This is a genomic window from Flavobacterium rivuli WB 3.3-2 = DSM 21788 (genome assembly GCF_000378485.1).
Classification (GTDB): domain Bacteria; phylum Bacteroidota; class Bacteroidia; order Flavobacteriales; family Flavobacteriaceae; genus Flavobacterium; species Flavobacterium rivuli.
Genome location: NZ_KB899971.1, coordinates 344,868 through 367,404, shown reverse-complemented (window position 1 = coordinate 367,404; position 22,537 = coordinate 344,868). Strand labels below are relative to the sequence as shown.

General features: G+C 42.4%; 23 protein-coding genes. 8 read left to right on the top strand and 15 right to left on the bottom strand.

Translation table 11 applies throughout. From position 1 onward, the window contains the following. Positions 1 to 58 precede the first annotated feature (58 nt). Both F565_RS21720 and F565_RS0114760 read left to right on the top strand, forming a co-directional pair. Entirely contained in the window at positions 59 to 1,339 is a 1,281-nt protein-coding gene (locus F565_RS21720; RefSeq protein WP_020214014.1) for a DUF5074 domain-containing protein, read from the top strand. Between the two features lie 3 nt (positions 1,340 to 1,342). Then, complete coding sequence (locus F565_RS0114760; protein WP_020214013.1) at positions 1,343 to 2,320, top strand: T9SS type A sorting domain-containing protein; 978 nt, start codon at positions 1,343 to 1,345, stop codon at positions 2,318 to 2,320. A gap of 150 nt (positions 2,321 to 2,470) precedes the next feature. Here the strand turns inward: F565_RS0114760 and F565_RS0114755 are convergent, their stop codons facing one another. Beyond that, entirely contained in the window at positions 2,471 to 3,331 is an 861-nt protein-coding gene (locus F565_RS0114755) for a cupin-like domain-containing protein (protein ID WP_020214012.1), read from the bottom strand. Between the two features lie 169 nt (positions 3,332 to 3,500). Between F565_RS0114755 and mce the strand changes: the two genes are divergently transcribed. Then, positions 3,501 to 3,914, top strand: coding sequence for a methylmalonyl-CoA epimerase (mce, locus tag F565_RS0114750; RefSeq protein WP_020214011.1), 414 nt, complete (start codon positions 3,501 to 3,503; stop codon positions 3,912 to 3,914). Between the two features lie 90 nt (positions 3,915 to 4,004). On the opposite strand, the gene thiL is transcribed toward mce, so the two are convergent. The 14 genes from thiL to hemA form a co-directional block, all read right to left on the bottom strand. Next, entirely contained in the window at positions 4,005 to 5,054 is a 1,050-nt protein-coding gene (gene thiL, locus F565_RS0114745) for a thiamine-phosphate kinase (protein ID WP_020214010.1), read from the bottom strand. 122 nt (positions 5,055 to 5,176) lie between these two features. Continuing rightward, positions 5,177 to 6,868 (bottom strand): ABC transporter ATP-binding protein, encoded by a 1,692-nt coding sequence (locus F565_RS0114740; RefSeq protein ID WP_026300073.1) that lies wholly within the window; start codon positions 6,866 to 6,868, stop codon positions 5,177 to 5,179. Between the two features lie 168 nt (positions 6,869 to 7,036). Further along, a complete protein-coding gene (locus F565_RS0114735) occupies positions 7,037 to 7,480 on the bottom strand; it encodes a c-type cytochrome (protein WP_020214008.1) in 444 nt (147 codons plus the stop codon). Positions 7,481 to 7,528: 48 nt separating this feature from the next. Next, entirely contained in the window at positions 7,529 to 8,506 is a 978-nt protein-coding gene (gene hemB / locus F565_RS0114730) for a porphobilinogen synthase (RefSeq protein WP_026300072.1), read from the bottom strand. Positions 8,507 to 8,635: 129 nt separating this feature from the next. After that, positions 8,636 to 9,094: an IS200/IS605 family transposase gene (gene tnpA / locus F565_RS0114725; RefSeq protein ID WP_020214006.1), complete on the bottom strand. Its 459-nt coding sequence runs from the start codon at positions 9,092 to 9,094 to the stop codon at positions 8,636 to 8,638. A 736-nt stretch (positions 9,095 to 9,830) separates the two neighbouring features. Beyond that, positions 9,831 to 10,736, bottom strand: a complete 906-nt coding sequence (gene hemF / locus F565_RS0114720; RefSeq protein WP_020214005.1) for an oxygen-dependent coproporphyrinogen oxidase — start codon at positions 10,734 to 10,736, stop codon at positions 9,831 to 9,833. 2 nt (positions 10,737 to 10,738) lie between these two features. Next, positions 10,739 to 11,308, bottom strand: a complete 570-nt coding sequence (locus tag F565_RS0114715; protein WP_020214004.1) for a hypothetical protein — start codon at positions 11,306 to 11,308, stop codon at positions 10,739 to 10,741. Between the two features lies 1 nt (position 11,309). Then, a complete protein-coding gene (locus F565_RS0114710; RefSeq protein WP_026300071.1) occupies positions 11,310 to 11,852 on the bottom strand; it encodes a GNAT family N-acetyltransferase in 543 nt (180 codons plus the stop codon). Positions 11,853 to 12,080: 228 nt separating this feature from the next. Next, positions 12,081 to 12,449, bottom strand: coding sequence for a hypothetical protein (locus F565_RS0114705; protein ID WP_020214002.1), 369 nt, complete (start codon positions 12,447 to 12,449; stop codon positions 12,081 to 12,083). Positions 12,450 to 12,544: 95 nt separating this feature from the next. Then, a complete protein-coding gene (hemE, locus tag F565_RS0114700; protein ID WP_020214001.1) occupies positions 12,545 to 13,570 on the bottom strand; it encodes a uroporphyrinogen decarboxylase in 1,026 nt (341 codons plus the stop codon). A gap of 262 nt (positions 13,571 to 13,832) precedes the next feature. Further along, positions 13,833 to 14,540 (bottom strand): SH3 domain-containing protein, encoded by a 708-nt coding sequence (locus F565_RS21715; RefSeq protein WP_169336032.1) that lies wholly within the window; start codon positions 14,538 to 14,540, stop codon positions 13,833 to 13,835. 1 nt (position 14,541) lies between these two features. Continuing rightward, complete coding sequence (locus tag F565_RS0114690; protein WP_020213999.1) at positions 14,542 to 15,207, bottom strand: uroporphyrinogen-III synthase; 666 nt, start codon at positions 15,205 to 15,207, stop codon at positions 14,542 to 14,544. Beyond that, positions 15,207 to 16,127: a hydroxymethylbilane synthase gene (gene hemC, locus F565_RS0114685; RefSeq protein WP_020213998.1), complete on the bottom strand. Its 921-nt coding sequence runs from the start codon at positions 16,125 to 16,127 to the stop codon at positions 15,207 to 15,209. Before hemC ends, F565_RS0114690 begins: the two co-directional genes overlap by 1 nt. Further along, the gene (gene hemA, locus F565_RS0114680) at positions 16,124 to 17,380 is read right to left on the bottom strand and encodes a glutamyl-tRNA reductase (RefSeq protein WP_020213997.1); all 1,257 of its coding nucleotides are present in this window, start codon (positions 17,378 to 17,380) and stop codon (positions 16,124 to 16,126) included. The genes hemC and hemA overlap by 4 nt, the downstream gene beginning before the upstream one ends. 233 nt (positions 17,381 to 17,613) lie before the next feature. On the opposite strand from hemA, the gene F565_RS0114675 reads away from it, so the two are divergent. From F565_RS0114675 to F565_RS0114655, 5 genes are all read left to right on the top strand, one after another. Continuing rightward, positions 17,614 to 18,486, top strand: coding sequence for a helix-turn-helix transcriptional regulator (locus tag F565_RS0114675; RefSeq protein WP_020213996.1), 873 nt, complete (start codon positions 17,614 to 17,616; stop codon positions 18,484 to 18,486). A 334-nt stretch (positions 18,487 to 18,820) separates the two neighbouring features. Then, positions 18,821 to 19,852, top strand: coding sequence for a ferrochelatase (gene hemH, locus F565_RS0114670; protein ID WP_020213995.1), 1,032 nt, complete (start codon positions 18,821 to 18,823; stop codon positions 19,850 to 19,852). Continuing rightward, positions 19,853 to 21,193 carry an MATE family efflux transporter gene (locus tag F565_RS0114665; RefSeq protein WP_020213994.1) on the top strand — a complete coding sequence of 447 codons (1,341 nt, stop codon included), beginning with the start codon at positions 19,853 to 19,855 and terminating at the stop codon, positions 21,191 to 21,193. Beyond that, positions 21,194 to 21,877 carry a hypothetical protein gene (locus F565_RS0114660; protein WP_020213993.1) on the top strand — a complete coding sequence of 228 codons (684 nt, stop codon included), beginning with the start codon at positions 21,194 to 21,196 and terminating at the stop codon, positions 21,875 to 21,877. It begins immediately after the preceding gene. Positions 21,878 to 21,883: 6 nt separating this feature from the next. Next, the gene (locus tag F565_RS0114655; protein ID WP_020213992.1) at positions 21,884 to 22,435 is read left to right on the top strand and encodes a CopD family protein; all 552 of its coding nucleotides are present in this window, start codon (positions 21,884 to 21,886) and stop codon (positions 22,433 to 22,435) included. Positions 22,436 to 22,537 lie beyond the last annotated feature (102 nt).

The window sequence follows — 22,537 nt, the reverse complement described above, 5'->3', positions numbered from 1 at the left end:
CTGCATTGGTTTTACTTAAAGTTTTGGCTGTAAATAACTAACATTAATACATATTACTATGAAAAAACTTTACACAGTTTTATTCCTGTTCCTGTCAGGATTAGTTGCATTTGCACAAAACTATACCGATGGTATTTTTGTGCTTAACGAGGGTAATGCAGGTACAAATGGCGCATCGGTTTCATTTATAAAAAACAACACCGTTACTAACGATATTTACAGTACTGCAAATAACAATGCCGCACTGGGCAATACTGGCCAGAGCTTTACAATATATGGCGATTATGCCTACATTGTACTTAACATGTCTAACAAAGTAGAGATTGTAAACAAATATACACTGGCACATGTAGCCTCTATAGAAACCGGGCTTAACAACCCGCGTTACATGGCTTTTAGCAACGGTAAAGGTTTTGTTACCAACTGGGGCAATGGTGGTGTAACAGACGGTTACATCGCGGTACTTAACCTTGAAGATAACACTGTAGAAGATACTATTGCTGTTGCGCAGGGCCCGGAAAGGATACTGGAAACAAACGGTACATTGTATGTAGCACACCAGGGTGGTTTTGGTTATGGTAATACGGTATCAGTCATAGACCCGGTAGCAGTAACAGTAAGCGAGTCGGTTACGGTAGGCGATGTGCCTAACAGCATGCTCGTAAAAGATGATTTTTTATACGTACTTTGTGGTGGTAGCCCGTCATGGTCTGGCGCAGAAACTTTTGGGGCATTGTATAAAATAGACATTGCTGCCAATACCGTTTTAACCACAGTAAATTTCCCTGAAGAACACCCGGCAAATCTTAGGGCAGGCAACGGCGACAATGTGTATTATACCATAGATGCCGATATTTTTAAAACCGATATTACTGCAACAACATTACCGGAAACCCCTATAGCATCTTTAGCGCCACAGGGTGCTTATGGCGTTTATGGTATGGATTTTATAGATGATATTCTATATGTAGCAGATGCTGTAGATTATTCGTCTCCCGGGCATGTATATCTTTATGATGCTAATGGTGTTGCACTTACAGATTATACCGTGGGTGTTATCCCTAATGGCTTTTATAAATCGGCTGCCGAAATTCTGTCTGTTCCCAACCCGGTTGCGGCTCTTAAAATTACAGTTGCACCTAACCCAACGGCCGATGTATTTTATATTAATACCAACACAGCTGCCGGTATAAAAATGTATAATGTACAGGGCCGCCTTGTAAAAGATGAACCCTATACTGCAAATGGTGTTGCCGTTCGTGATTTAAGCGCAGGCCTTTATTTTGTAGAAATTACTACCGGGCAATCTAAAAATGTACAACGCCTTATTGTAAAATAAGTAATGAAAAAGCAATTACTCCTGCTGTGCCTTTGTACAATAGCAACCGGCTTTGCACAGTCATACCCGCCCGAGGCAGAACAGCCCGGCAGCACCGCCATATTTAAAGACAGCCCGCTGTTTGTAAACTGGGCAACCGGTATTACTGTAGAGCGGGGCCTTATAAACAAATCAAACCCGGAGGCTACCGCCGGAGGCAGCAATTATGCTACTGCCGGCACGCCCGAAGCTGCCCTGGGTTATCCCGATGGGGGTATTGTAAGCCTGGGCGATGGTGGCAGCGCAACCTTAACCTTTGCAGCACCTATTGTAGATGGCCCCGGTTATGACTTTGCTGTTTTTGAGAATGGCAGTACTGCTTACCTGGAACTTGCATTTGTAGAGGTAAGTTCAGATGGGGTTAACTATTTCCGTTTCCCAAACCACAGCGAAACGCAGGTTGTAACACAGATAGGAACTTTTGGGTCTCCACAGGCACCTTATTTAAACAATATTGCAGGCAAGTATGCCGCACAGTATGGTACCCCGTTTGACCTGAGCGAAATAGCCGATAACGACCTGCTCGATAAAAATCATGTTACCCATGTAAAGGTTATAGATGTAGTGGGATCTATTAACCCGGATTATGCGTCTTACGACAGCATGGGCAATGCAGTTAACGATTCGTTCCCTACGCCTTTTGCATCATGCGGATTCGATTTACAGGCCGTGGGTGTTATAAACTGTGAGGTGCTGGGTATGCCGGATAATAGGGTATCTGGCTTAATGATGTATCCTAACCCGGCTAAAAATATGCTGACTGTAAAATACGACCGGCCGTTAGATATTACTATTTATGATATGGCCGGGCGTACCGTACTGTTGCAAAAAGCTAACAATAACCAGCCTGTAGATGTTTCGCATCTAAGTGCAGGAAGTTATAACGTTGTGGCTTCATCGGGCAGTTTTAGCCAAAGGCTGCCATTAGTTATTTATAAGTAGAAAATTTTAGCATGTATAGTTTCTCATTGCAAAAATTAGTAATGCCTTTTCAGTAAAATCCTTTACTGTATGCGGCATCAAAAAAAATAAACCAACCATTCTTTTTATAAATAGAAAGTCCTGCTGTAATGGCAGGACTTTCTTGTTTTATTAAAGCTGTGCATTTGTGCGTTTTATGGCAACCTCATCTTTATAATCCAGCCATGCCTGGCCTTTGCGTTTGCGCATCCAGTTATCATAATAGCGGTTAAAGGTTACATTAGCAAGGCCCCTTAGCAGGTTGCCCGGCCGCCCGGCAAGCGAGCGCAGGCTAAGCGAAAAGCCCGGTGTTAAATATTTCATGTAATGCCACCAGCCCTCCGGCATGTATAGCATTTCGCCATGCTTAAGGTTAGTAATATAAGGCTTTACCTTTTTTAGCGCAGGAAATTTATCAAAGTCGGGATTGTCAAAATCTATATCTTCGTTGCATATCCATGAATAAGGCAGGCGGTACATGTACTTAGTTTCTTTAGGGTCTACCAGTACACACTGTTTTTCTCCTGCAAAGTGAAAATGAAATATATTAGGGAAATCTATATCGTAGTGCATAAATACTTTAGCATTTTGTCCGCCAAAAAACACCAGCGGCAGGCTCTTTAACAAGCGTAAGCCAAGGTCTGGCCACTTCATATCATCTTTCATAGATGGTACATCCTTCATAAGGTTGTACAAAAATATGCGCAGGTGTGTGGGGCCTTTTTCCAGTATGTCAATATACTCGCTCATGGTCATTGTAAAATCGGGCTCATTTACTTTCTTGGTATGGTCGGTCTTACGGTTATCATACAGGGGTACGGTCTTGTCTCCGGCAACTTCGCGCAAAAAGTCGAAGTTCCACTTTGTAAATGCCGGCCAGTCTTCTATCTGGTTGGTAATTACTACAGGTTTTTGTGGCTTATAGTAATTCTCTATAAATTCTTTTTTGGTAAGTTTTTCAACTCTTTCTATCTCTATATATTCAAATGCCATAATGCTAAATATAATTTGGTGTGTTGTTTAAAGTGCACCATGAAGGTATAGTTTTACCATTAAAATAAAAGCTATAACTTTAAGCAAATTTCGACAAAAAATTAATGTAGTTTCTATTTAAGCCTTACAATTTTATAACTATATAATAACACAGGTAATACTATTACAAATGAACAAGATAGAACATATAGGCATAGCGGTAAACAGCCTCGAAACATCAAACCTGTTATTCGAAAAACTGCTTGGCATACCGCCATATAAGAGCGAAGAAGTGGCAAGCGAAGGTGTAAAAACCTCCTTCTTTTTAAGCGGATCCAACAAAATAGAACTGCTGGAAGCAACCAGTCCTGACAGCCCTATTGCTAAATTTCTTGAAAAGAAAGGCGAAGGCATACACCACATTGCTTTTGATGTAACCGATATTACCGCAGAAATTGCCCGTCTTAAAGCCGAAGGTTTTACCGTACTTAACGAAACCCCTAAAAAGGGAGCCGACAATAAACTGGTTGCTTTCCTGCACCCTAAAGGTACAAATGGAGTATTGGTAGAGCTGTGCCAGGAGATTACCATTTCAGAATTATGATTTCAGATTAAAATACACTAAAGCGGATAATCGTATACACATCCGAGTGTATTTTAATCTGAAATCTACATTCTGAAATCTTAAATTAATTTACTCCTCCTGTAATGCATTCCATCCTCTTGCCTTAAGCGGAATCTTTGTATTGGCACGGGTTATAAGGTGGATGCCTTCGCTTTCCTGCGTCATGTGGCCTATAACGGTAAAGTTAGGGTTGGCTTTAATTTTCTCAAAGTCTTCCATAGCAATGGTAAAGAGCAGCTCATAATCTTCGCCGCCGTTTATAGCAACCGTGGTAATATCTATATTAAACTCTTCGCATACGTTTATAAGCTGTGGGTCTACCGGTATTTTCTCTTCATATAAATTACAGCCTACACCGCTTTGTCTGCAAAGGTGTATAATCTCTGACGATAACCCGTCGGACACATCAATCATTGCCGTAGGTTTTAGCTCCAGTGCCTTAAGGATGCCGTTAATATCCTGGCGCGCCTCGGGCTTAAGCTGGCGTTCTATAAGGTAGCTGTACGCATCAAGGTCGGGCTGGTTTTGCGGGTTTACCACAAACACTTCTTTTTCCCTTTCTAATACTTTAAGCCCCATGTATGCCGCACCTACATCGCCGGTAACCACTAGCAAATCGGTTTCGCCGGCACCGCTGCGGTAGGTAATATCTTCGGCATTTGCTTCGCCCAGTGCGGTAATGCTTAGTATCATCCCTTTTTGAGATGATGTAGTGTCGCCACCCACAATATCTACCCCATAACTTTTTGCAGCCAGTTTAATACCGTCATACAATTCGTCCAGCGCCTCTACCGGAAAACGGTTAGACACCGCTATAGATACCGTAATTTGTGTAGGCTTTGCGTTCATGGCATAAATATCGCTCACGTTAACCACCACAGCTTTGTAGCCAAGGTGTTTAAGGGGCATATAAGCCAGGTCAAAATGTACGCCTTCCACCAGCAAATCGGTAGAGACCACTATTTTTTTATCTTTAAAATCAAGCACAGCACCATCATCGCCAATACCTTTAAGGGTACCGGGCTGTGCTGTGGTAATATCGTGTGTAAGGTGTTCTATAAGGCCAAATTCGCCAAGGTTGCCCAGGCTGGTGCGTTGCTGGTTTTTATCTTCTATCATTTTTCTTTAGGTGCTGAGGTTCTTAGAAACTTAGGTTCTTAGTAGTGCAAAGGTAGCTTAAAAGTTAGAGAGCAACAAAATGGTATAGTTTTATAGGAGCAAGCCCCACAGAAAATTGCAGATTAATGCGAAGGAATCGCGGCAATAAGCTTTTTGGTATATTCTTTTTCAGGATGGGCATACAAGGCATCGGCCTCGTTCATTTCTTCTATTTTGCCTTTGTTCATTACCAGTACCTGGTCGCTCATGTATTTAACCACAGCAAGGTCGTGCGAAATAAAAATATAGGTAAACCCAAAATTCTCCTTAAGCTCATTAAGTAAATTAAGCACCTGTGCCTGCACCGAGATATCGAGCGCCGAAACCGACTCGTCGCATACTATTAATTTTGGCTGTAAGGCAATTGTTCTGGCAATACCGATACGCTGCCTTTGCCCGCCCGAAAATTCGTGCGGGTAACGGTTAAAATGTTCTTCGCCAAGGCCAACACGATTAAGTATCTCAATGGTTTTTTCGCGGCGTTCTTTATCGTTGGCATACAGTTTATGCACCTGCATAGGTTCCATAATGGCCTTGCCTACGGTTATGCGGGGATTAAGTGACGAATAAGGATCCTGAAAAATAATCTGTATTTCTTTGCGCAGCGCACGAATATCTTTAGCAGATAGTTTTGTTAAGTCTTTGCCCCGGTACAAAATCTTGCCTGCTGTAGCTTTGTCCAGTTGCAGTATGGCATTACCAAGGGTAGATTTACCACAACCCGATTCGCCCACAAGGCCCAGGGTTTCGCCCTCGTACAGCTTAAAGCTTACATCGTTTACCGCCTTAAAAGTGGCATGCTTACCAAACAACCCGGCAGATGATACATACTCTTTTTCTACGTTAATAACCTCAAGCAATGGCGGCTGGCTGTACAAAGCATCAAGCCTTTGCCTGCGTTGTTGCGGAGTAACCTCTGTAGGGTTTACAGTACCGGCAAGGTAATCCTGTATGGTGGGCAGCCGCTCAAGCCGCACGCTAAGCGATGGCCGCGAACTTATAAGAGCTTTTGTATAAGAGTTGGTTGGGTTATTAAAAATATCCTGTGCGTTGCCTTGCTCTACAATTTCGCCACGGTACATAACAAGCACGCGGTTTGCAATTTCTGATACCAATGATAAATCGTGCGATATAAACAATATGCTCATACCGGTTTCCTGCTGCAGCTCTTTTAGCAGGAGGATGATCTCTTTTTGCACGGTAACATCCAGTGCGGTAGTGGGTTCGTCGGCAATAAGTATTTTAGGTTTGCAGGCAATTGCCATAGCTATCATAACGCGCTGTTTTTGTCCACCCGATATTTCGTGTGGGTAGCGGTTGTAAATTTTATCGGGGTTGGGCAGTTTTACTTTTTCAAACAATGCCAATACCGTTGCCTTTATGTCTTTCTGCGAAAGCTGTGTGTGTTCTTTTAATATTTCTTCTACCTGAAACCCGCATTTAAGCGACGGGTTAAGCGAACTCATGGGCTCCTGGAAGATCATCGCGATATCATTGCCACGCAGGTTGCGCAGGTCTTTTTGGCTTAGCGCCGAAATATCTTTTCCGTCAAAGGCTATTTTGCCCGAAGTAACTTCTAAAATCCCCTTGGGCAGCAGCCCCATTATTGCCAGCGATGTAACCGATTTACCCGACCCTGATTCGCCCACAATGCCCAGTATCTCGTTTTGGTTCAGCACAAAAGAGCTGTCTTTAACAATGGCATTCCATTGGCCTTCTTTTTTAGCCGAAATGGTTACGTGGTCTATATGGAGCAGGGGCTGGTTCATGAGCATAAAAATAGTGAAATTTTTTAGTTTTCGGCCGCAGTTAGGGGTTTACGGTTGCCCGGTTTCATAAAACAGAATACTCCTGATTTCTCAGGATGGGAACAAGCCACACTTACAATCATTAAGAATGGGCAAGCGGTTTAGGGATGCGTAAAATAAGATATATACAGACTATTACTGAAAACTATAAATATACTCCTCTATACCTTTTAGTTCCTTATCTGTAAACGTTTTGGTAAGGTAAAAATTAGTTTTCATAACATCATATTGCGATGGGTCTACAATAGGTTCGCCATTGCCCTTAAGGAATTTTACAATATCGCCATTTTTAGCTTTATAGATCTTGGCAATTTCCTGAATGCTGGGGCCTATAACCTTTTGGTCTGGCCTGTGGCAGGAAAAACAATTGCCTTTACCATCAAAAATTTCACGGCCTGCCTCAGCTTCCGGGCTAAGTTTAGTTGAAGGATCATCGCCCTCGCTAACGGTTGTGGTGGTATATATAAATTTACTATCGCTATCAGAGTCTCCAGAACTACTTTGATTAGTGTTATAACCATTATCTTTTTTGCAAGACAAAAACGTTAGTGTAATTACTAATAGGAGTAAGTGTTTCATAGTTTGTGTTTATGAATTGTGTTTTAAAAATGCGGGCGGCCGCAGCCGTTACCGGTTTAAAATTATGGCTGCCTCTTTAGCAAAATACGTCGAAATAATATCGGCACCGGCGCGCTTAATGCAATGCAATTGTTCTATCATAATCTTGTCATGATCCAGCCAGCCACGTTCGGCAGCGGCCTTAACCATGGCATACTCGCCACTTACCTGGTACACGGCAACAGGAACGTTTACGGCATTTTTTACTTCGCGCACAATGTCAAGGTAGGCCATTCCCGGTTTTACCATTACAATATCGGCACCTTCCTCTACATCATGTAGTGCCTCTTTAATGGCTTCAATACGGTTGGCATAATCCATCTGGTAGGTTTTTTTATCGCCAAAACCGGGAGCACTGTCCAGCGCATCCCTAAACGGCCCATAAAAAGAGGAAGCATACTTGGCACTATAGCTCATAATACCCACATTATGGTGCCCGCTTTCTTCCAGCGCTTTCCTGATGGCATACACCCGGCCATCCATCATATCGCTTGGGGCAACAAAGTCGGCACCGGCATCGGCATGGCTCACACTCATAAGGGTAAGTGCGTCTACCGTGGCATCGTTTACAATAAGGCCGTTCTCTACAATACCGTCATGGCCGTAAACAGAGTAGGGGTCTAAGGCTACATCGGGCATCACGATCATTCCCGGCACGGTATCTTTAATTGCGCGAATGGTTTGCTGCATGAGCCCGTCCTTGTTCCATGCTTCTTTACCGGCGTTATCTTTTAGCTTGTCGTCTATCTTTACATAAATATTTACAGCTTTTATGCCAAGGCTCCATAATTCCTTTACCTCTTTTACGGTAAGGTCTATAGACCTTCGGAATAATCCCGGCATAGAGCCCAACGGAACTTCTACGCCTTTTCCCTCGGCCACAAACATGGGGAACATAAAATCGTTAGGAGATATGGTAGTTTCACGTACCAGCGAACGGATAGATTCGTTGGTTCTTAGTCGTCTGTTTCTGTGTATTGGGAACATAGTTTTGTTTCGGGTTTGATATTAAAGTTTTTTTTCTGTAGCTGAGCACCAGCGGTGCGACATGTTTATAGAAACATAACCGGGATGAAAAATTGAACTCCGGAGGAGCGGCATGTAAATTATAACTTGCTACACATTATCAAAAATAAATTCATTTTTAAAATCTATATTATAGGCTTCAAGAAATTCAATATATTCTTCCCTGAAAGTTTTTGTTTTATGGTGTTCCTCCTGATTTTTGATGTAAGAGATAACTTTTGTTAGCTGTGAATGGCTGCATGAAAATGCGCCAAATCCTTGTTGCCACTCAAATTTCCCGGCAATCCATTTCTGGTCATTTATAAATTTAGATGAATTGGCCTTTATATCCCTAACCAGGTTTGAAAGCACAACTGTAGGTTTTAAACCAATTAAAATATGCACATGATCTGGCATGCTATTTATCTCTATTAATTTTTGCCCCTCGTTTGTAATGATGCCTTTTATGTATTTATGTACTTCCTCTTTCCATCTTTTCCAGATAAGATTGTCCCTGCCTTTTACAGCGAAAACAATGTGAATGTATATTTGAGAATAGGTATCTGCCATTGGTAATCTATTTTACATGCCGCTCCTCCGGAGCTCTTTTGACTTGCGCTTGTTGTTGCTATAAACATGTCGCTACTCTGTAGCTCAGTTTGATTGCTGTTATAGTTGCGTGAATATTGTCTATGTGTTTATTTTCAATTGTTGCTCCTCCGGGACTCTTGCAATTATACCCATCTTATTTTCTATAAACATGTCACTACTCCGTAGCTTAGCTTGTTTCTATTATAACTGCATGCTCTTTTAGCTTGCGCTTGTTGTTGCTATAAACATGTCGCTACTCTGTAGCTCAGTTTGATTGCTGTTATAATTGCGTAAATATTGTCTATGTGTTTATTTTCAATTGTTGCTCCTCCGGGACTCTTGCAATTATACCCATCTTATTTTTTATAAACATGTCACTACTATTTAGCTCAGCTTGTTTGCTATCATAGCCGCATGCTCTTTTGACTTGCGTTTGCTGTTGCTATAAACATGTTGCTACTCTGTAGCTCAGTCTGTTTCTGTATCACTATTGTTCCAAATTATTATTGTATTCATTCCTAAGCTAAGCACCAGCGGTGCGCCATGTTTATAGAAATAATAGCCGGAATGAAAATTGAGCTCCGGAGGAGCGGCATGTAAAACATTTGCTATCCTGAACATTGTATCATGTGCCTATTCCTAAAATGAGCATCAGCGGTGTTCCATGTTTGTAGAAACATAACAGAAATGAAAAATTGAGCGGCATGTAATTACACTAAACTATCCACTCCCTTGGGTTCATCAGTACCTCAACCAAACGTGCTTCTTCGCTTCCTGCTTCCGGGTGGTGGTCATACACCCATTGTACATGGGGCGGCAGACTCATTAAAATGCTTTCAATCCTGCCATTGGTTTTCAGGCCAAAAAGCGTGCCCTTGTCATGCACAAGGTTGAACTCTACATAACGCCCACGCCTAATTTCCTGCCAGGTACGTTGTGCATCGGTATATTCAAGTTGTTTTCTTTTTTCTACAATGGGCACATAGGCTTCAAGGAAACTGTTGCCTACCTCGGTTACAAAATTGTACCAGTCTTCCATACTAAAGGTTTCGGTAGCCTTGCAGTGGTCAAAGAACAGGCCGCCTATACCACGTGCTTCGTCACGGTGTGCATTCCAAAAGTAGGCATCGCACTGTTGTTTAAATTTAGGGTAAAATTGGGGGTTGTGGGTATCGCAGGCCGTTTTACAGGTTTGGTGAAAATGAATTGCATCTTCATCAAACAAATAGTAGGGCGTTAAATCCTGGCCTCCGCCAAACCAACTGTCTACCAAGGTGCCTTGCTTATCATACATTTCAAAATAACGCCAGTTAGCATGTACTGTAGGCACCATAGGGTTTTTAGGGTGCAGCACAAGGCTGATGCCGCAGGCAAAGAAATCGACATCACCCACATTAAAATACTGTTGCATAGCCGGGGCGAGCGCACCATGTACAGCAGAGATGTTTACCCCGCCTTTCTCGAACACTGCGCCATTTTCTATAACGCGCGTGCGCCCGCCGCCACCTTCAGGGCGTTCCCAAAGGTCTTCCATAAAGGTAGCAGAACCGTCTGCCTTTTCTAATCCTGCCGTTATGGTATCCTGCAGGTTTTGTATGTATTGATAAAATTTTTCTTTCATTATTAAGAAGTATATAGGTTAGTGTCCCGCCATATTTTCCTTTTATCTTTATATTCGTAGTTGGTGTTTTTAAACTGGAATGTATAATTGCCATAATATTGTGGCTTAATTATATTGAGCTTCTGCATTTCTTGTTTGATCTCGAAAAACGATTTGCCGGTGTCTATAAAAGACATCAAACGTTTCACGTTTTCCATGTCCTGCTCACTGTCTATTTGCAGGGGCATGTTGAAAATTGTTAGCTGGGGAGGAATGGTATATTCGTCGAGTTGCTGCAGGAATTGTGGATTTTTCGCCAGTATTGTTTTTATATGATCTTCCTGTTCTGGTGTCACCTTTTTCGCAAGTAATTCGTTACAGGAGTCGTAACCAAGTGTTTTTTTAAACTTAGAATTAAACAACTTTTTAGATACAATTGTTCTGTGCTCTATAACATCGCCAATTTTCTTATCAGGAGGAATCATAGGATAGCTCTCATCATAATACTCTGTTATGATATGCTCAACTCTAAAAATTCCCGCAGAATATGTGGTAATCCAATCGCCAACTTTAAGTGTATTGCCGCCTGCCATTTTATTTCTTATAATCGCTTTTCAACAATCCAAAGTATAATATATCTTCAAGTTTGCCTTCGCCGTTCCTAAACTCGTCCCTTAAAAGGCCTTCCTGAATAAAGCCATGCTTAAGCGCAACTTTTTGGCTGGCGGTATTGGTAAGCGAAGTTGAGATATATACTTTGTTACGGTGCAGGTCGCCAAAGCAATAGGCAAGCACATCGCCTAAAGCAGATGATATTATGCCTTTGCCTTCAAAATCTTTATCTACAAAATAGGCAAGTTCGCATTTAGAAATATGCTCGTCTATGTTCTTAATCATCAGGTAACCTATAAGCGCATTGTTATCGGTATTCCTGATGTAGAAGTAATAATTATCTTCCCATGTTTCATTATCAATACTTTGCTCAATATATTTTTTGGTCTTCTTTAAGTCGGCACACCCGGCAAGTGTAAGCGGGAATGTTTTTTTAATGTGTTCCCTGTTCCTGTCTATAAGGGTATAAAACTCCTCGGCAGTAATGTTAGCAAGGGTATCGGTCTTCCAGTTTATTTGGCTCATATTGTTGGTGGCTCTTAACCACGACATTTTTGATTTAACCACAAAGGGCACAAAGTAATTTTCACAAGGTGCACAAAATTGCGCTTTGCTTTTAAGGACACAAGGCTGTGTGTGCAAAAAGTACATAAAGCTTTGTGTTCTTGTTGTGACGTGGTAATTTTATTTATGCAGCTTCGTGTGCTTCGTGAAAAGCCTTGTGCACTTTGTGGTAAAATTATGCAATCTATATTATTTTGACAAAGCACTTATCTTCCCCATAATCCCGAAAGACATCATTTTGCTTTCCTGCTGTATAAAATTATAAAGTGCCACAGCCTTAGCTTTAAAACCATCTAATCCTGCATTCGCAGAAAGGCGTGCCAAGACATCGGCAAACTGTTCCATATTGGCCCAGTCTAAATGAAACCGAACCAGATAATGGTTGAGCTCGTTTGCATCTATTTTGGTAAGTGCCTCTATAGATAATCCAAGCTTTTGCAACAGCACATCAGCATCGGCATTGCTCCAGCCTTCGGGCACAAAAGTAAGTGCCGTAAGCTGCTTAAGTACATTGTTTATGCGTTCGTTCTCTTCGTCCCGTAATCCTTTTGTAAGCATTCTTTTTAGTTTTTGGTTGATGGTTGTTAGTTGATAGTCAGCTCATTGTTTATAAACTGCCGGATCCGACAACCATCAACTAACAACCAATAACTCTATTTATACTCCTTAACCGCGTCTATAAACGCTTTGGCATGGTCTACCGGTATGTTTGGTAAAATACCGTGGCCTAAGTTAACTATATAATTGTCTTTGCCAAATTCGTCTATCATTTGATGTACCATTTTCTTGATAACCGGGATAGGAGAAAGCAGCCTGCTTGGGTCGAAATTACCCTGGAGCGTTATTTTACCACCCGACAGGTAACGGGCGTTGCGAGGCGAGCACGTCCAGTCTACACCCAGTGCCGATGCCTTGCTTTGAGCCATATCGTTAAGGGCAAACCAGCAGCCTTTACCAAACACGATAACGTGCGTCTCTGGCGCAAGAGCCTCAACGATCTGGTTGATGTATTTCCATGAAAACTCCTGGTAATCTACAGGGCTAAGCATACCGCCCCAACTATCGAATATCTGTACGGCATTAACTCCCGCATTTACTTTTTCTTTAAGGTAGGCAATGGTAGTATCGGTAATTTTTTGCAGTAATACGTGAGCCGCTTCGGGGTGTGTAAAACAGAACCCTTTTGCCATATCAAAACTTTTAGAACCCTTGCCCTCTACCGCATAGCAAAAAATAGTCCACGGGCTCCCGGCAAAACCAATTAACGGAACTTCGTCGTTCAGCATTTCTTTGGTCAGCTTTATGGCATCCATAACGTAACCCAGTGTTTCGTGAATATCGGGTACGCGCACTCTTTCTACATCCTGCGGTGTGCGAATAGGGTTAGGCAAAAACGGACCTACACTTTCTTTCATCAGCACCTCAATGCCCATTGCCTGCGGTACCACTAATATATCGCTGAACAATATGGCAGCATCCGGCTTTACAATGCGTATGGGCTGTACCGTAATTTCAGAGGCTAATTCCGGAGTCTGGCAGCGGGTAAAAAAGTCATATTTATCGCGCAGGGCAATAAATTCCGGCAGGTACCTGCCTGCCTGGCGCATCATCCATACCGGTGGGCGTTCTACCGGTTCGTTGCGTAATGCTTTTAAAAAAAGGTCATTTTTAATGCTCATGTTTTTCTTTGTTTTACAACAATTATCTTTTACTTTTTACCACGGAGGGCACAATGTTTTTTCACAATGCTCACGAAGCTGCCTCAATAAGGCTTGTTCCAAGCTATAAAGTTCACAAAGTTGTTCGGCATAGCCTTGTGCCCTTACTAAGACAACTTGTTGTCTGTTGTGAACGTCTTAAACTTGTTGCTTTGTGTCCTTCGTGAAATTCTTTGCGTCCTTTGTGGTTAAGGCCGTATTTATAATAGGTCAATACCCTTTCCTAAAAAGGAGTATCCACAACCCGCACCTTATACTTTTTATCCTGAATAATCAAGGCGGCACAGTATCCACCCGCGCCATCGCTATTTACGGCTGCAATATATAATGTATCTGTAGTGCTGTCATAATACACATGCGTGTCATCTAAATTAGGATTAAACAGGTTTTGAAGGGCTGTTTGCGGCAATTCTACTTTTTGTTCGCCAAATGTTATTGTAACATTGGTATATTGAGTGGTAGGCATCGTGCCATCGGTTCCCCATATTTCTTTACCATCTATAGTTTCTACAATGTTGTTGTCTTTACTATAGGTATAGGTATGTTTGTCTTTAATAAATTTACCTTTTGTAATAGTAACTGCAATACCATCTCCGGTAAAAAAAGCACTATTGGTTGTATTGGCATTAAGCTTAATTTCTTTAAAGGTAGGAAGCAGCGTTGCAAAACTTTTGTAAATGTAGCCGCTCATTACTTTTTTGCCTTCGCCAAATTCTACACTTATCCAGTTGTCTTTTTGCGAAAGTGCATACACCACCGTGCCATTTGCCAGTTTTTGTACAACTTTACCTTTAGCCGATGCATCTGCCCTTAAATTCACGAAGCTGTCTTTGGCATCATTAACTACAACAAACTCCATGATATCCTGAGCGAGGCACGAAGACCCGGCAAGCATAAATAACGCGGCGAAAATATTTTGAAATAACTTCATATCAGTTTTTATAATGGTTGATGCATTGTATAATAACATTCTCTACACTTGGTTTGTTTGCCACGATAACATTATTGGTAATACCGTTTAATGCCGCCGCCGTTGTAGCCCCAATGCAAAAACAAACTTCGGTGGTTACGGCATTCGCCGAAAGGTAACTCGCAATAGCCGACGGACTAAAGAACAGCAAGCCATCCGGTTGTGACTTAATGGTATGCGGCGTTAAAATCGTTTCGTACACCTCAACCTCATCTACGGTAATGTTGGCTTTCGCCAAAGCATCCGGTAAGGTATCCCTTCGCATACTGCCACTAAAAAACGTAAAGCTTTCATCAGCGTGGTCTTTTATAATTATGTCAGATAGTTGTTCGGCAGTATCGGCGTACGCCAAAACTGTGTAACCGTTTTTCTCTATAGTTTCTTTTGTTTTACTGCCTACGCAAAAGATCACGCTGTCCTTAAATTTTACCGCATTGTCATTCAGCAGGAAGCTTTTAAAGGCATTCTTACTCGTAAAGATAAGGTTAGTGTTTGTATGTTGTATGGTAAATGGCTTGTAGTTAACACCTATAAAATCTGCCTCAATGACTGATAGTCCTGCATTAAGCAAATAGTGCTTTTGGTTGGGTTGCAGTTTTTTGGTAGATAATACACGCGCTGCAGCCATTACTTATTAAGTTGGTCTTTTATAGAAGCCATCAGTTCGGCACCACCGTTTGCAAGTATTTGGTCGGCACACTCATTACCAAAGTTCATGTAGTTGCTTCCGGCAGGCAGTACTTTTTCTATATGCAGTTTCTCGCGCCCGTCTATAGAGAGCAGTACACCTTCAAGCCTTATTTCGTTATCTATAAACGTAACCAGTGCGCCTATGGGAGCCGTACAGCCACCCTCTAACCGTTTAAGGAACTGGCGTTCTATAAACGTGGCAACATCACTTGGGCCATGGTTAAGCTTGGCAACTGCCTCGGTACAAAAAATGTCTTTTTCCATGGTTACCACCACCATTGCGCCCTGTGCAGGAGCGGGAATCATCCAGTCGAGCGTTGTAAATTCTTCAGGCAGCAGGTTAATGCGTTCCAGCCCGGCTTCGGCAAACACAGCCCCATTCCAGTCGCTTTCGGCAAGCTTTTTAAGGCGGGTGTTTACGTTGCCACGTAAATCTACCACCTTGTGGTGCGGATAGCGGTTAAGCCACTGTGCCTGTCGGCGAAGGCTTCCGGTAGCAATAGTGGCAGTATCGGTATAAAAATTGGCATTGCCCTTAGTAACTAATATATCGTGTACGGTGGCACGCTCTAAAACGGCCGCCTGCACAATACCTATGGGTAACGCCGTGGGTACATCTTTCATAGAGTGTACAGCAATATCTATAGTGCCGCTTAGCATGGCAACATCCAGCGTTTTAGTAAAAATGCCGGTAATGCCCAGTTCATACAACGGCACATCGAGTATTAAGTCGCCGGTACTTTTTACGGCAACAATTTCTGTATGGTAGCCCATGGCGTTAAGCTTGCGTTCTACCGTGTGGGCCTGCCACAGGGCGAGTTCACTATCGCGGGTACCTATCCTGATTGTTTTGCTCATTTTACAGGAGTTTCTATCCTAAATACTTTTTCTATCCACTCTATACTATCATCTACAACAGTATCGCGGTCTTTTAGGTGATTGGCAAAATGTGTTGTAATTTTATGAATAATACGCTGGCTGATAATCTCGGCCTGCTCTTCATCAAAATTATTTATTTTCTTGCGCTGAAAGTTCAGCTCGTTATCGGCAATAGTGTTCAGCTTTTCTTTAAGGGCATTAATGGTAGGGGCAAACTTGCGGGCGTTTGTCCACTCTGTAAACTCCTCCATTCCCTCTGTAATAATAGCTTCGGCAGCCGGTATGTGTTTTTTGCGGTTTTCCAGGGTGCTGTCGGTTATTTTAGCCAGGTCGTCCAGGTGTACTACGGTAACGCCGGGCAACGCTTTTACATTGTCATGTACATTTTTAGGTACTGATAGGTCTAAAATAAGCAACGGCTTGGTAAGCTGCAAAATGTCTTTATCTATAGTGGGCATTTGTGCTCCTGTAGCTACCACAAGCACATCGGCGTTGGGCACTTCCAGTGGCAACAGGTCGTAGTCCTTAACGTTAAGGTTAAACTTGCCTGCAATCTTTTCGGCTTTCTCGCGGGTACGGTTAATCAGGACTATATGGTCGTTTTTGGTATGCTTAACAAGGTTCTCGCAGGTATTGCGCCCTATTTTACCCGTACCAAAAAGCAATATATTTTTATTAGAAATATCTGTTACATTGTTCATGATGTACTGAACCGATGCAAACGATACCGATGTGGCACCAGAGCTTAACTCAGTCTCATTCTTAATGCGTTTGCTTGCCTGTATAACGCTGTTTACCAATTTTTCGGTAAAATTATTTACAAGCCCCAGTTCTTTCGATTCGTTAAAGCCGGTTTTTATCTGGCCAATAATCTCGAAGTCGCCCAGTATCTGGCTGTCCAGCCCTGTGCCTACGCGAAACACATGATTAATGGCCTCGTTATTTTTATATACAAAAGCAGCACTCTGAAATTCTTCTACCGTGCCGCGGCTGTTATCTACCAGTAATTTTATAAGCTGAAAGGGGTGCTGTGCAAAACCATAAATCTCGGTACGGTTGCAGGTGCTTGTAACAATAAGGCTGGTTATGCCTTCCTGCTGTGCCTGTGCCAGTACGCGTGCCCTTGCGGAAGCATCAAGATTAAATTTTCCCCTTGTCTCGGCATCGGCTTTCCTGTAGCTTAGTCCCACCGCATAAAAATACTGATGCCTCGACGTGTTGTTGTTATCCATAGTGAGTATACACTTTTCCTAAAAGTTTCACAAAATTAAAACTAACTGCTTTTAAAAAGTAACGCTGTAAGTCCTTTTTGTGTCGCTGTGGGATATTTTGCCGCCAAAAGCTTTTTTTTGGTTGAAAACTCCTAAATTTGCAATGAAATCAACACCTTGCGAATTATTAGTTTAGAACTATTCTAAATAAAAATAGGGTTTTGGTTTGCACACGCTTTTAAAAAAATACCGCTATGGGTTCTACAGAGGAGTTAATGATCGAGGAGGGTTTTTACGTATTGCGTTTTCAGAACGACAGCGATGAAACCACCCATTTTGAAAGGGAAGTAGACACTAACCTCATACAATTTCACTTTGGTGTAAAGGGCCGCGCCAAGTTTATTTTTAACCAGGGCCGCTATGCACTCGACCTGCGCGAGGAGCTGTCGTTGTTTTTGTATAATCCGCAAAAAGAACTTCCGGTACACCTGGAGATAGCCCCGCACAGCTGGATCATTACCGTACTTATATCTATAAAAAAATTCCACGGGTTCTTTACAGAGCAGGCCGACCATATACCATTCCTTAGCCCTGATAACAGCGACAAAAAGTATTATAAGGACGAAAAGATAAACCCGTCTATGGCTATTGTGCTAAGCCAGCTGTTTCATTTTAACCTGCACCCATCCATTAAAAAATTGTATTTTAAGGGGAAGATTTATGAACTGCTTAGCTTGTACTTTAACCGTGCCGAAGACCCTAATGCAGAGCAGTGCCCGTTTCTTATTGATGAAGAGAACGTAATAAAAATTCGCAAGGCGAAAGACTTTGTTATTGCCAATATGGCCGAACCACCCGGTTTACAGGAGTTGGCCGATGAGGTGGGTATTAACCTGAAGAAGCTTAAAATGGGCTTTCGCCAGATTTATGGCGACAGTGTATACAGCTTTCTTTTCGACTATAAAATGGATTACGCCCGCAAGCTGTTAGACAGCGGCTCGTTTAACGTAAACGAAGTAGGGCTGCGCATAGGCTACAGCACATCGAGCCACTTTATTGCCGCTTTTAAAAAGAAATTTGGCACTACGCCCAAGAAGTATTTAATGAGTATAAATGAGAAGGTGTAAGATAACCTCACCCCCAGAGAGGGGAGCAGCTACACTTGGTCATTTATTATTGTGAAGGTAGAGACGCATTGAATGCGTCTCATATAAGGTTATTCAATTTACGCGAGACGCATTCAATACGTCTCTACGGTAAAACCACTTCGGTGTGAAATTTACATAAAAGTGAGCACAGCAGAGTTCCCCTCTCCTTTGGAGAGGGGTTAGGGGTGAGGTCTATCGGAAAGATAAGACTATATGTATTACAACATTACGTTAAATAATAAAAACAAAAACACTTGCTGCATGGTTTTTGAGATACATGTGGCAGGCATAAAGCAAAAACAAACACACACAGATGAAAGGAGTACTGTTAGTAAACCTGGGATCGCCTAAGAGCCCTACAGCAAAAGATGTTAAACCGTACCTTGACGAGTTTTTAATGGACAAATATGTTATAGATGTCCCTTATTTATTGCGTGCCCTTTTGGTACGCGGCATTATTTTGCGCAAAAGGCCGGAGGAATCGGCACATGCTTATGCCAAAATTTGGTGGGAAGATGGCTCGCCTCTTATAGTTATCTCTAAGCGCGTACATGAAAAGGTGAAGAAAGAGGTAGAAGTACCCGTGTCGCTTGCTATGCGTTACGGCCAGCCATCTATAGAGGCCGGACTTCAGGAACTGGCAGATAAAGGTGTTACCGAAGTACTGCTTTTCCCGTTGTACCCACAGTATGCCATGGCATCTACACTTACGATACTGGTACTGGCAGAAGAGATACGTAAGAAGAAATTTCCGCAAATGACTTTTACCGATGTACCGGCGTTTTACAACAAGCCCGACTACATTACAGCATTAGCCAACTCAATAAAATCGGGTATTGACGGGTTCGATTACGACCACCTGTTGTTCTCCTACCACGGCATCCCGGAGAGGCACATCCGTAAGACCGATGTTACCAAATCGCATTGCAGGATAGATGGTAGCTGCTGCGTAACCGAGTCGGCATCGCATGCATTTTGCTACCGCCACCAGTGTTACGAAACTACACGCCTTGTAGTAGAAAAGCTGGGCATACCTAAAGATAAATACTCGCTAACGTTTCAGTCGCGCCTTGCCGGCGACAAGTGGCTGGAACCGTATACTGATATTGAAATAAACAAAATGCCTGCACAAGGCATAAAAAAACTGGCGGTGGTAACTCCCGCATTTGTATCTGACTGCCTTGAAACGCTGGAAGAAATTGCCATGCGTGCCAAAGAAGATTTTGAGGCAAACGGCGGCGAAGAGTTTCATGCCATACCGTGCCTTAACGACGGTGATGAGTGGATAGGCGTACTGGCCAACTGGATAAACGAATGGGCCTATGCTGAAACACCTGTTGTATAAATGGCGCTGACATCCAAAGAGCTCGCAAAGAAAGATATACAGGGGCTGCTTATTAAGCAGAGCATTCCGTCATCTGTAGGTATACTGTTCATGAGCGTGAACATACTTATCGATACTATTTTTGTAGGCCGCTGGATAGGTTCGCTTGCCATTGCAGCCCTCTCTGTAGTAATGCCCATTACGTTCTTTATATCGTCGCTGGGTATGGCAATAGGCATAGGGGGCAGCTCTGTTTTATCGCGCGCCCTGGGTGCCGGCGATAGAGAAAAGGCGTATATAACTTTTGCCCACCAAATAATGATGACTTTTATAATATCGTCTTTATTTGTAGTGGCAGGCATTTTTTGGGGAGATGAGATACTGTATATATTTGGTGCCAATGGCGAAATTACCGCTCCCGCTAAAGAGTTCTTTATGCCCATACTTCTGTCAGTGCCGTTCCAGGCTTTTTGCATGATGGGCAACAACGTTATCCGTGCCGAAGACAAATCGAAACACTCCATGAACTCCATGATCGTTTCGGCAGTTGCCAATATTGTTTTAGATATACTCTTTATAAAAGTTTTCGGCTGGGGCATTATGGGTGCGGCACTGGCTACGGCTACGTCGTTCTTTTTGTGCTTTGCCTATATTTTATGGTTCTTTATTTACAAAAGCGAACTAAAGCCGCAGTGGAAACATTTTATATTCCATAAAAAAATATCGTTAGAAATACTCTCTATGAGTTTTGTAACCTTTGCGCGTCAGGGTGTTATAAGCCTGCTCACGGTAGTGCTTAATCATACTTTGTATGCCCAGGGGGGCGAGCATGCCGTTACCGTTTATGGTATAGTAAGCCGTATGCTCATGTTTGCACTGTTCCCGGTATTGGGCATTACGCAGGGTTTTTTGCCTATTGCGGGCTACAACTATGGGGCTAAAAATTATGACCGTGTGCGCGAATCTATCGGGCTTTCTATTAAATATGCTGGAGCACTTGCCATCATTATTTTTGTGGTCATATTGTTTTTTGCCAAGCCTATTGTGGCCGTTTTTACTACCGACCCTGAAATTATTAAAGATACTCCCGGTGCATTGCGCTGGGTATTTGCGGCATCGCCCATTATAGCGGTACAGCTTATAGGGGCGGCATATTTTCAGGCAGCGGGTAAACCCATTAAGGCATTAATGCTTACCCTGAGCAAGCAGGGTTTTTTCCTGATACCGCTGGTGTTAATACTACCACAGTTTTTTGGTATCTTCGGGGTATGGGTAGCATTCCCTATTGCCGATGTGCTGAGTACCATTATAACCGGTATTTTCCTTAAGAAAGAAATGGCAACCCAACTTAAAGAATCATAAATGAAAAAAGCTTTACTATTGTTATTATTGTTTGCAGCTTTTGGCTCTTTAAAAGCACAGGACACACTACAGGAAAGAAAATCTATAGTTACAGTAAGCCTTTTTTCGCCTACAGTTAGCTACGCACCGCGTTACAATATAGGCTATATGCACAAGGTTTCACGCAGGTGGTGGGCTGGCATAGAAGCCGGTTATGGCAATTATGGCACAGCTTTTGGCATTGGTGCCGAAGGCGGGTCGGATTACATTACTAACGATTACAAATTGTTCGAGGTGCGGCCTGAAATTTATTTCGACCTGCGACCGTCGTCTAAACTAAAGCACCTGGTTTCGGCAGAGTTTTTTTATATTAACCATAAAGACCATTTTACGACCGATCGTTACTATGCTCCCGATGGCTTTACCGAATATAAATATGATGCCGCCGATTATAAGCGTATTAAAACAGGGGTAAACCTTAATTATAGCCTTATGTTTTATTTTACCAACCGTTTTGGCCTGCTCTGGAAAACAGGACTGGGCATAGCAAACAGGACTGTAAAATACAGCAATCTGGTTAACAAAGTATTATTGCCTAATGATAATGACGAGGAATGGTTTGGTATCGACGGTTATCTTGAAGACAGTGGCACGGTTAACAAATTCAACTTTAACCAGGACCTTAAACTATTTTACAAATTTTAATTAACAATGGATTATAACTATATAAAATCGCTGCACCTTATTTTTGTAATAACCTGGTTTGCCGGGTTGTTTTACATAGTGCGGCTGTTTGTATACCATATAGAGGCTAACGATAAGCCATCGCCCGAAAAAGAAATCCTTATAAAGCAGTATAAGCTTATGAGCTACCGGCTATGGTATATTATTACATGGCCCAGTGCGGTACTGGCAAGTATTTTTGCCTACTGGATGATCTTTTTTACCCCAACAGGGCAGGCATGGCTTACCCAGCCGTGGATGCACGTTAAGCTGTGCTTTGTGTTCCTGCTGTACTTGTACCATGCAAAATGCCACCAGATATTTAAGCAATTGCAAAATGATGAGGTAAAACACACCACCGGTTTTATGCGCTTATGGAACGAGGGGGCAACCCTTATTTTATTTGCCGTGGTATTTTTAGTAATTTTAAAAAGTGCCATTAACTGGATATACGGTGTAGTGGGCATTATGGCATTCAGCATAGTAATAATGCTTGGGTTTAAGTTTTATAAAAAGGTAAGGGAAAGGAATGGGTCTTAGGGAGGGCTTATTCCTTTTTGATATCTATCAATTAGAACATGATACTCCCATAGTCCTCTCCCCCAGCCCCTCTCCAAAAGAGAGGGGAGCCTGGAACGGGTA